This is a genomic window from Tepidibacter formicigenes DSM 15518, from assembly GCF_900142235.1.
Taxonomy (GTDB): Bacteria; Bacillota; Clostridia; order Peptostreptococcales; family Peptostreptococcaceae; genus Tepidibacter; species Tepidibacter formicigenes.
The window spans coordinates 1-1,803 of record NZ_FRAE01000135.1; the positions used below are offsets into that span (position 1 = coordinate 1).

1 protein-coding gene and 1 rRNA gene are annotated in these 1,803 nt (G+C 25.3%); one reads left to right on the plus strand and one right to left on the minus strand.

The features are described from left to right. Positions 1 to 108 (plus strand): 5S ribosomal RNA (rrf, locus tag BUA77_RS13170); the annotation flags it as partial. Between the two features lie 58 nt (positions 109 to 166). Here the strand turns inward: rrf and BUA77_RS13175 are convergent. Then, entirely contained in the window at positions 167 to 1,000 is an 834-nt protein-coding gene (locus BUA77_RS13175; RefSeq protein WP_072891049.1) for a tyrosine-type recombinase/integrase, read from the minus strand. Positions 1,001 to 1,803: the final 803 nt, after the last annotated feature.

Here is a 1,803-nt window from a genome sequence, read left to right on the forward strand (position 1 = left end):
AATAGCAAGGAGGATACACCTGTTCCCATTCCGAACACAGAAGTTAAGCTCCTTAGCGCCGATGGTACTTGAAGGGAAGCCTTCTGGGAGAGTAGGACGTAGCCATGTAATCTTTTTTTTACATATGACACTTGCCATCAAATATCCTTTAAACTAAATATTATCATTAAAGCAAATTAGCCTTTTCTTTCATTTTTTCTTTAGATGGATTTGTATAGATCAAAGTAGTATGAATATTACTATGACCTGCTTGATTTGCTACTTCATGTACAGAATACCCATTTTCTAAAGCGTGAGTACACCAAAAATGCCTCAATTTATGAGGGGTTATTTTATCACTAAATTTATTAAAAATTTGATTTACTCTAGTTCTATTTAATTTATCACTTTGCCTACTTACAAATAAGTAACTACTATCACTATTTCTTTCATTAATATATGATTTAATAGCATTTATAATTTTGTCATTTATATATACAATTCTTTGCTTATCTCCTTTTCCACTTCTTATTAAAATTTCCTTTGCTACTAAACTTACATCATCTAACTTTAAATTCAAGGCTTCAGATATTCTAAGTCCAGAGTAAGCAAGAAGTGTAATAATAGCATAATCTCTTTTAGAGCCTTTTTCTAAAACTGTTTGCCTAAATTTCTCCACATCAGTTTTATTTATATCTGTAGGGCTTGCTCCTTGACTTTGAATCTTTATATTATCTTTTTTAGATACAACCACATTATTTTGAATATCTTGTTCAATTAAGAACTCATTAAATTTTATAAGAGCTGCTATTTTAGCATTAATTGTTCTTGCTGAATCTTTTTTTATGTTTTTTAAGAAACTTTTGTAATCTAGTATATTTTCTCTATAAAGTTTTTTAAATTCTGATCCAAAACTATCTTCAAACCAATTTAAATATAATTTCATATGATTTATGTAACTTTTTATTGTATTTTCACTTTTATCTTCGTTTCTAAGAAATTTTTCAAATGATTTTAACATAGATGCCTCCTGTAAATTATGTCTAACTCAATAACGTTAGTTTTCTTTAAGTTATGTTTAACTTATTAGTCATATTATATCATATTTTGTCGTTTAGCTAAACATAAGTTATATTATGCTTAACTGATTTTAAAAGATTTTTGTATACTCTATAAATCTGGGTAACTATTTATATTCATTTTAAGATACAAACTACATAGTAGACTTGTTGGCATGAGAACTGATTTAGCTAGTAGCACTTTGTATATTGACAAAAAAGTTCATAACATCATATAATTAAATGTAAATAATTACCGCAAATTGTTATGGTTTACTATCTCGTATTTGTATAAAAATTTGTATTATCCATTATACAAACTAACTAGTAAAGGAAGGGTCATAATGAATATAAGAAAACTAATTCAAATTGTATTTAAAGTCTTATTGGTATCAATACTAATTTTATATATTCTTAATATTAAATTATCTTATAATAAATTTTATATAACCATATTTTATTATTTCATAATGTTATTTTGGTTATTATTTACATTAAATCCAAGATTTGTGATTAATTTAATGCGTAGAAATAAGATTGAAGAATTATCAAAATTTAAAATTTGGATATACAGAATTTTAGGTAGTTTCTGGATATTAATTACTATAATGTGGATAAAATTCATATAAATTAAAAAGTCGGTATTTAGCCTCTTGGGCATACCGACTTTTTAATTTAACTTCTTGTGCTATTTTAGATTTTTAGCATGAGGAATATTATGGTAATATAATAAGTCAAAAAAACTCATACTAGTATTAAAATTAGA